Source organism: Arthrobacter sp. 35/47 (genome assembly GCF_000520475.1).
GTDB lineage: Bacteria > Actinomycetota > Actinomycetes > Actinomycetales > Micrococcaceae > Arthrobacter_D > Arthrobacter_D subterraneus.
This window is the reverse complement of the sequence record NZ_KI914616.1, coordinates 66,114-74,166: the sequence shown is the minus strand read 5'-3', so window position 1 is coordinate 74,166 and position 8,053 is coordinate 66,114. Positions and strand designations below refer to the sequence as shown.

General features: G+C 66.2%; 8 protein-coding genes. 5 read left to right on the top strand and 3 right to left on the bottom strand.

Translation table 11 applies throughout. The features are described 5' to 3' along the window. The first annotated feature begins 156 nt into the window (after window positions 1-156). The gene (locus X803_RS0113660; protein WP_026545559.1) at window positions 157-816 is read left to right on the top strand and encodes a GntR family transcriptional regulator; all 660 of its coding nucleotides are present in this window, start codon (window positions 157-159) and stop codon (window positions 814-816) included. A gap of 182 nt (window positions 817-998) precedes the next feature. Here X803_RS0113660 and X803_RS0113655 read toward each other — a convergent pair whose 3' ends face one another. Together X803_RS0113655 and X803_RS0113650 are read right to left on the bottom strand one after the other, a co-directional pair. Continuing rightward, window positions 999-1,793, bottom strand: a complete 795-nt coding sequence (locus X803_RS0113655) for a putative hydro-lyase (protein WP_026545558.1) — start codon at window positions 1,791-1,793, stop codon at window positions 999-1,001. Next, window positions 1,790-3,010 (bottom strand): NRAMP family divalent metal transporter, encoded by a 1,221-nt coding sequence (locus X803_RS0113650; protein ID WP_026545557.1) that lies wholly within the window; start codon window positions 3,008-3,010, stop codon window positions 1,790-1,792. The genes X803_RS0113655 and X803_RS0113650 overlap by 4 nt, the downstream gene beginning before the upstream one ends. A gap of 526 nt (window positions 3,011-3,536) precedes the next feature. Between X803_RS0113650 and X803_RS0113640 the strand changes: the two genes are divergently transcribed. Next, a complete protein-coding gene (locus X803_RS0113640) occupies window positions 3,537-4,946 on the top strand; it encodes an MBL fold metallo-hydrolase (RefSeq protein ID WP_026545556.1) in 1,410 nt (469 codons plus the stop codon). Between the two features lie 89 nt (window positions 4,947-5,035). Beyond that, window positions 5,036-6,298 (top strand): MFS transporter, encoded by a 1,263-nt coding sequence (locus X803_RS0113635; protein WP_026545555.1) that lies wholly within the window; start codon window positions 5,036-5,038, stop codon window positions 6,296-6,298. A 31-nt stretch (window positions 6,299-6,329) separates the two neighbouring features. Here the strand turns inward: X803_RS0113635 and X803_RS0113630 are convergent, their stop codons facing one another. Next, on the bottom strand, window positions 6,330-6,587 hold the full coding sequence (locus X803_RS0113630) for a metal-sensitive transcriptional regulator (RefSeq protein ID WP_026545554.1): 258 nt from the start codon (window positions 6,585-6,587) through the stop codon (window positions 6,330-6,332). Window positions 6,588-6,715: 128 nt separating this feature from the next. Here X803_RS0113630 and X803_RS0113625 point away from each other — a divergent pair, with 128 nt between their 5' ends. Both X803_RS0113625 and X803_RS20105 read left to right on the top strand, forming a co-directional pair. After that, window positions 6,716-7,306: a rhodanese-like domain-containing protein gene (locus tag X803_RS0113625; protein ID WP_026545553.1), complete on the top strand. Its 591-nt coding sequence runs from the start codon at window positions 6,716-6,718 to the stop codon at window positions 7,304-7,306. Between the two features lie 92 nt (window positions 7,307-7,398). Then, on the top strand, window positions 7,399-8,053 hold a 655-nt coding region (locus X803_RS20105; protein ID WP_084033770.1), incomplete at its 3' end, for a sulfite exporter TauE/SafE family protein.

Here is an 8,053-nt window from a genome sequence, read left to right as displayed (position 1 = left end):
CGGCGTCCAGGTGAGCGCCGGCCAGCCCCTCGCCGTGCTGGAGGCGATGAAGATGGAGACGGTGGTTTCTGCCTCCTCCGCCGGCACCTTCCGGTGCGGGGAGCAGCAGCCGGGTGCCGCCGTCGTACGCGGTGAAGTTCTGGGTACCGTTGCTTCATGAGCACTGAAGTGGAGCGGCAGGCTGAGCACGCACATACGACGGCGTGGATCGCCTCGGTGCTGCGGGGGCGGATCGCGGCGGGGCAGCTGACGCCCGGGTCCAAGCTGTCGGAGCAGTCGCTGTCCGCGTCGCTGGGGGTGTCCCGGAATACGCTGCGGCAGGCGTTCACCACGCTGGCGGGCGAGTCGATCGTGACGCGGATCCCGAACCGGGGCGTTTTTGTCGCGTCCCCGGGCGTCGAAGAGGTGCGGGAGATCTATCGGGTGCGCCGGACCATCGAACCCGCGGCCGTGCTGTGGGGGCGGCCGTCCATCGAGGAGCTCGACGCAATGGAAGCCATCATCCGGCGCGCCCGGGTCGCGCGGGACGCCGGCTCGGTGCCCGACATGGCCAACGCCAACCAGGCGTTCCACGAGGCCGTGGTGGCGCTGACGGGGAGTGAGTCGCTGCGGGAGCTGATGGACCGGGTGCTCGCGGAGATGCGGCTGGTGTTCCATGCCATGGCGTCCGCACCGGACTTCCACACCTATTACGTTGACCGCAACGCGCAGCTGGTGAAGCGGCTGCGCGCGGGTGAGAACGAGTTGGCGGCGGCGGAGCTGCGCGGGTACCTCGACGCCGCCGAAGCCGAGCTGCTTGCCCACCTTGAAGGGTAACGCCCCCTGAAACCCCCGAGGGGGTAACGCCTCCCGAACCCCCCGGGCCGTCGAACGCCGGCCGTCTGGAACCTCGGGGATTCCGCCCCTACGCCCTACCTCCGGAACTTTTGCGCACGACTGGTGGCCCCGACGGCGTCGGAGTCACCAAACGTGCGCAAAAGTTCCCAGGGAAGGGGCGCTCAGGGCACCAGGTAGTCGCTGTCCCGTGCGTCGGTGATCAGCATGTGCCCGGGTGCATGGCCGATCGCCAGCGGCGGACGTGAACGCATCACCGCCGCCTGCGGGGTCACGCCGCAGGCCCAGAACACCGGCAGGTGACCCTCCGGAATGCGGACGGCCTCACCGAAGTCCGGCGTCCCGAGGTCGCTGATGCCCAGCTCGTCCGGGTTGCCGATGTGCACCGGTGCGCCGTGGACCGCCGGATAGCGGGAGGTGATGCGGACGGCGTCGGCTACCTGGGCTGCAGGAACCGGACGCATGGACACCACCAGCGGGCCGGACATGGCGCCGGCCGGCGCGCACTCACGGTTGGTCCGGAACATGGGCACGTTCACGCCCTGGTCAATGTGCGCAATCCGGACGCCGCCGTCCTGCAGTGCGGCCTCGAAGGTGAAGGAGCAGCCGATCAGGAAAGTGACCAGATCGTCGCGCCAGTGGCCGGTGATGTCCGTCGGTTCGTCGACCTTTTCGCCGTCGCGGTACACCGTGTACTTCGGGACATCGGTGCGGATGTCACCGCCGGCAAGCAGCGGCCCGGCGGTCTCCCCCGGCTCGAGCACACCCAGGATGGGACACGACTTGGGGTTCCGCTGGGCGAACAGGAGGAAGTTGAACGCCTGTGCGCGCGGGATCGCCAGCACGTTGGCCTGCGCATACCCACGGGACCAGCCCGACGTCGGCTCCAGCAGTCCGTCGCGGAAGGCCGCCCGTGCCTCGGCCGGGGTCGCAGCGCCGCGATCGGCGATGCGGCTCATGCCGACCACAGCTGCGCCAGTCCCAGAACCGAGTTCCAGCCTAGGAACAGGGTCAGCAGCCAGGTCACCACACCGACAATGAGCAGCCACTTCGGGTAGTCGTAGCCGTTCATCAGGTCGCGGCGCCGCCAGGCCACCCAGAGGAGTACCCCGAAGCCGACCGGAAGGATGAGCCCGTTGAACGCACCGGCGAAGATCAGCAGCTGCTGCGGTGCCTGGCCGAGGACGAGGTACATGGTTGCGCAGAAGGCAATGAAGACGACGGTGATGAGGTTCCGCTTACGCTCCGCGGTCTTGGAGGACGTGATGAAGGAGACCGAGGTGAACGAGGCGCCGATCACCGAGGTGATGGCTGCGGCCCAGAGGACGATGCCGAACATCCGCATCCCGATTTCGCCCGCAGCGGCTCCGAACGCCTCAGCTGCCATATTGTCGCTGCTCAGCACGGTGCCGCCGGCCACCACTCCGAGGATCGCCAGGAAGAGCAGGACCCGCATGACGCCGGTGACAATGATGCCGATCACCGAGCTGCGGGTGATCTGCCGGACGTGTTCAACGCCGGTGGCACCGGAGTCCAGCATGCGGTGCGCGCCGGCGTAGGTGATGTACCCGCCCACCGTGCCGCCCACCAGGGTGGTGATGATGAGGAAGTCGACCTGCTCCGGAAGGAAGGTGTTCTTGAGCGCGTCACCGAGCGGCGGAGCGGCGACGATGGCCACGTAGATCATCAGCAGGATCATCACGGCGCCGAGCATCACGACGATCCGGTCCAGCGCCATGCCGGCCCGCTTACTCAGGAAGATCAGGATGGCCACGAACGCGGACACCGCGCCGCCGATCTTCGGATCGACGCCGAGCATTGCGTTGGCGCCGAGGCCGGTACCGGCGATGTTGCCGATATTGAAGACCACACCGCCCAGGAACACCAGACCGGCCAGGAAGTAACCGACGCCGGGAATCACCCGGTTGCCAAGCTCCTGGGCGCGCAGCCCGGAGACGCCGATGACGCGCCAGACGTTCATCTGGACGGCGATGTCGATGAGGATGGAGGCGAGGATCGCGAAGGCGAACGCCGCACCAAGCTGGGCCGTGAAGACCGTGGTCTGGGTGATGAAGCCGGGACCGATGGCGCTGGTGGCCATCAGGAACATTGCACCCAGCAGGGCTGTCCGCCGCGCCGAGGAGGTCATTTCGAGTTTGGTGCTGCCTTCTGTCATGGGTCCGTCCGTAACGTCGGGGTGACTGGAGTCACAATTATCGTCCCCAGTGACGATACAGGTTGTTGAACAATGTTGGCAAGGGATTGTTCAACAACTTTAAAAGACAGGAAGAACGACGGCGACGGCGGGCTGGTGCCCTGTTGTCGCCAGAGCTCTCTTGTTACACCCGCGAGCGGCCAAACAGTCGGCCAAGCCAACTGGTACCCGCGGAACCTTTTTCGCGGGTGGTGCCGCGCGGATTGACGGTCGAGCAGGTGCAGCGCTCGCTGTTGGGCACGCTCCGCATGACCTGGTCGACGTGGTTGCCGCAGCCACTCCAGGTGGTCTTGCGGCAATACATGCACGTGGTGGTCCGGCACATTGTGGTTCCTTTCGTTGATGCAGACTTTCCTTGACCACTATACCCCTAGGGGTATTTACATCCAATCCAAGGGGGCTTGCATGGATACCCCCCTAGGTATTATGGTGAATGTCAGAGCGATACCCCCCTAGGTATCAGAACCGGACAAACGGAAGGACGATCATGCTTCTCGAACGTATCTATGATGAGGATCTTGCCCAGGCCAGCTACTTCATCGGCTGCCAGGCCAAGGGCGAGGCTGTGGTGGTGGACGCCCGCCGGGACATCGCCCCGTACCAGGAGCTGGCGGCGGCCAACGGAATGAAGATCGTTGCGGTCACCGAAACGCACATCCACGCCGACTACCTTTCCGGCACGCGGGAGCTGGCCGAGGCCACCGGCGCCGCGATGTACGTTTCCGGTGAGGGCGGCGAGGACTGGCAGTACGGCTTCGACGCTGAGCGGCTCTACGACGGCAGCACCATCACCTCGGGAAACATCACCATCAAGGCCGTGCACACTCCCGGGCACACCCCGGAACACCTTGCGTTCCTGATCACCGACGGCGCGTTCAGCGACCAGCCCGGCTACCTGCTCTCGGGCGACTTCGTCTTCTCGGGCGATCTCGGCCGGCCTGACCTGTTGGATGAGGCTGCCGGCGGACAGGACACCCGCTTTGTCGGCGCGAAGCAGCTCTTCGCCAGCCTGCGGGAAAAGTTCCTGACCCTGCCCGACCACGTGCAGGTCTACCCCGGCCACGGTTCCGGCAGCGCCTGCGGCAAGGCCCTCGGCGCGATCCCTTCCACGACGGTGGGCTACGAACGCCTCTATGCCTGGTGGGGGCCCTACCTGGCAGCCAATGACGAGGAAGGCTTCGTCCGCGAACTCCTCGACGGCCAGCCCGACGCCCACGCCTACTTCGGGCGCATGAAGCGACAGAACCGCCTCGGCCCGGACGTAACGGGCCCCCGCGGTGAACTGCCGGAACTGGACAACGCTTCACTTGCCGGCGACCTCGCCGCTGACAAGGTCACTTTCGTTGACACCCGCCCCAACGGCCAGGTGCACCAGGGAACCGTCACCGGCGCCCTGAACATCCCCGCCGGTAACAAGGTGGCCAGCTTCGGCGCCTGGGCCTACGACCCGGAAACCGATGACCGGCCGCTGGTCCTGCTGGCCCCGGACCAGGAATCGGCCCAGGAGATGTGGGATCACCTGGTGCGCGTCGGTATCGACAACGTCACCGGGTTCACACCCACCCTCGACGGACTGCCGATCACCACACCGAAGGTACTCGCACCAGCTGACCTCGAGAATTTCAGGCCTGCACTGCTGCTCGATGTGCGGAACAAGACCGAACACGCCGCCGGCAACATCCCGGGTTCAGCGCAACTCAGCGCCGGCCGGGTCCTCTGGCACCAGGACCAGCTCCCCTCCGAGGGCACCATCGTGACCTACTGCCAGAGCGGAGTCCGGAACTCCGTCGCAGCCAGCGCCCTGCGCCGCGCCGGGTACGACGTCGTCGAACTCGACGGCAGCTACGCAGGCTGGGAAGCATGGAACGCCTCCCAGGAAACATCCTCCGTCAGCTAACCAGCCCGACCCCACCGACAGGCAATGGGTCCGCTGCTTCATGCGCGGGCCCATTGCCGTGCCCACCCCGACAACCCCTGGAGGACTGGATGACCCGCAATGAACTGGCCGGGACGGCCACACTCGGCTTAAGAGCCAACGCTGCCCAGTTCGCCCTGCTGGTCACCGTGAACGCACTGGTGGGAGGTGTGGTCGGCCAGCAGCAGACGGTGCTGCCTCTGCTCGCCGCCGACGACTTCGGCCTGACCGGCTACACGGTCATCTTCACCTACATCGCCGCCTTCGGCATCACCAAGGCAGCCAGCAACTACGCCGCCGGAATCCTCGCTGACAGGCTCGGACGTAAACCCGTCCTCCTGATCGGCTGGCTTTTTGCCGTGCCGGTCCCCGTGATGCTCATCCTGGCTCCGGACTGGGGTTGGGTGGTCGCTGCGAACGTCCTGTTGGGCATCAACCAGGGACTGACCTGGTCAACCACGGTCGTGATGAAAATAGATCTGGTCGGCCCCGATAAACGCGGACTCGCCATGGGACTCAATGAAGCCGCCGGCTACGGCGCCGTGGCCATTACATCCCTACTGGCCGGGCACCTCGCCGCCACCTACGGCCTACGCCCGGCACCGTTCCTGCTCGGCGCAGCCTACGTGGCCCTGGGACTCACGCTCTCCGCGCTGCTGGTGAGGGAAACCCAGGGCCATGCCACCCTCGAACAGCACCACCGCACCCCCCACCCACTATTGCGTGAGGGCACTGCACTGAGTAGTAGGACCATCTTCGCGCTGAGCACCTGGCGCGAACCGGCGCTGGCCTCCGCGAGCCAGGCCGGACTGGTCAACAACCTGAACTTCGGTCTCGCCTGGGGTTTGTTTCCGCTCCTGTTCGCAACAGCCGACCTGTCGCTGGGACAGATTTCGCTCCTCTTCGCGCTCTATCCGGGTGTCTGGGGTGTGGGTCAGCTGGCGACCGGCGCACTCTCGGACCGCTACGGCCGCAAACGCCTCATTACCGCAGGCATGGGGCTTCAGTCCGCGGCGCTCGCCGTCATCGCACTCGCCGGCACATTTCCGGGCTGGGCAGTCGGCACCATACTGCTGGGCGCAGGCACCGCCATGGTGTACCCGACGCTGCTGGCGGCCATCGGAGATGTCGCCGAACCGGCCTGGAGGGGACGCGCGGTAGGCATCTACCGGCTCTGGCGGGACCTTGGCTACGCCTTCGGCGCCGTCATCGGCGGAATCATGGCAGATGTCGCGGGCCTGCACGCAGCAGTATGGGCTGCCGCGGCCCTCAGTGCCGCCGCAGCCCTCGTGGTTGCTCTCCGCATGTATGAAACCCACGCGACGGCGCAGTAGTCACTCGCCGCCGAGCGGGAACAGGTGAGGCTCAAGCCAGTGCGAGGAAGAGTTTCTCCAGATCCTTCTTGTCCATGGTGTTGCCGCCCTCGGCCATGCACTGTTCGAGGCCCGAGGAGATGATCGCGAACCCGGCGCGGTCCAGCGCCTTGGACACGGCCGCGAGCTGGGTCACGACGTCCTTGCAGTCCCGACCCTCCTCGAGCATGCGCGTGACCGCCGTCAGCTGCCCCGTGGCGCGCTTGAGCCGGTTGATGACCGGCGTGAGTTCAGTGGTGTCGAGCTGCACAAGATCCTCCTGGAAGACGAATTACCTTCCCCAAGTATATACCCCCTAGGGTTTGTTGCATACCCCCTGGGGTATGTGGCAGGATTGATGACGACAGTTCAACCCGCTGACATTCGAAAGGGAAACCCTTGGCTTCCAACACCTCCACCGTGACCGCCCTCGATCCTGAAACCCTGCGGGACTGGATCACCCGGCATGAGGACCTGATCATCGTTGATGTGCGCTCCGCCGCAGAGTTCGAGACCATGCACATCCGCGGCTCCTACAACGTTCCGCTTCCCCTGCTCTCCGAGCACACCGATGAGCTGGCCGAACGGCTGGGGCAGCGGGTTGTCCTGGTCTGCCAGTCCGGCGTCCGCGCCGAGCAGGCACGCCAGCGCCTGGACGGCGTCGGCATCGATACGGCGCTGATCCTGACCGGAGGCGTGCCCGGCTTCGCCGCTGCCGGCGGCGACGTTGTCCGCGGAGCCCAGCGCTGGGATCTGGAACGCCAGGTGCGCCTCACCGCCGGATCCCTCGTGCTCGCCGGACTGCTGGCCGGCAAGCTCGTCTCACCGAAGCTGCGCCTGCTGGCCGGAGCAATCGGCACCGGACTGACGTTCTCCGCAGCCACCAATACCTGCGCCATGGGCAACGCCCTGTCGAAGATGCCGTGGAACAAAACCGCCAGCGAACCCACCGCCGCTGCCGCGATCAACCAGATCCCTACCGGCAGCTGACAAGGACTCCGGGTGCCCTGCCTGTCCCCCATCGGGCAGGGCATCCGGTCCACCCATACAAAGCCCCACCTCTGCCGAAAGGACACCACCCCATGAGCGTTGCTCTGCTCGCGACCGTACTCCTCTCAGTGGTCATCGGTCTTTCGCTCGGCCTGCTCGGCGGAGGCGGATCCATCCTGACCGTACCGATCCTCACCTACGTCGCCGGACTCGACGCCAAGGAAGCCATCGCCGCCTCGCTCTTCGTGGTCGGCGTGACCTCCGCCGTCAGCGCCATCGACCACGCCCGCAAAGGCCGCGTGAAATGGCGCACCGGCCTCATCTTCGGCGCCGCCGGAATGGCCGGCGCCTTCGGCGGCGGCCTCCTCGGCGGACGTATCCCCGGCACCATCCTCATCATCGCCTTCGCCCTGATGATGATCGCCACTTCCATCGCCATGATCCGCGGCCGGAAAAACAAGGCGCCAGCCACCACCCACAACGGGGAACTACCCATCGGCAAGGTCATCATCGAAGGGCTCATCGTCGGGCTCGTCACCGGACTGGTCGGCGCAGGCGGCGGCTTCCTCGTAGTCCCCGCGCTGGCACTCCTCGGCGGACTCTCCATGCCCATCGCCGTCGGAACCTCACTGGTGGTGATCGCCATGAAATCGTTCGCCGGGCTCGCCGGCTATCTCACCACCGTGAGCCTCGACTGGGGCCTCGTCGCCGCAGTCACGGCAGCCGCCGTCGTCGGCTCCCTCATCG